This is a genomic window from Polaromonas sp. P1_G2 (genome assembly GCF_056405515.1).
Genome location: NZ_JBFUBY010001795.1, coordinates 1 through 355, shown reverse-complemented (window position 1 = coordinate 355; position 355 = coordinate 1). Strand labels below are relative to the sequence as shown.

Annotated in this window: 1 protein-coding gene; it reads left to right on the top strand. The window is 62.5% G+C overall.

Annotated elements, in window-relative coordinates; genetic code table 11:
• Positions 1 to 355: hypothetical protein (locus AC1D0P_RS32630; protein WP_477680506.1), on the top strand; the 355-nt coding region annotated here is incomplete at both ends.

Here is a 355-nt window from a genome sequence, read left to right as displayed (position 1 = left end):
CCGGTGACGGACTGTTCGATACGAGCTCGGTGCGCCGCGAATTCTTCATGCCGGCCTTCTGGCCGAGTGATCCCTCGTTCGGCGAAAAGGCCGGCAACAGCAATGCGCCTTCGGACATAACCCTTCCGGAATGCGCAACCCAGAATGTGATGCTGGTGGCCGAACGGGGCGGCATGCGCAATCTGGGGCTCGACAAGATCGAGCCGTTTGCACGCCCCTATCAGTCGCGCGTGCTCCGCTACGAACTCGGCGCCGACAATCTCTGGCGGCCCAAAGGGCGCTACGACGTCGGCTTTCATGATCGCAGCATCAAGGATGGCGAGCCGCTATTGTTTGCCAATGCGGCCGGCGGCGT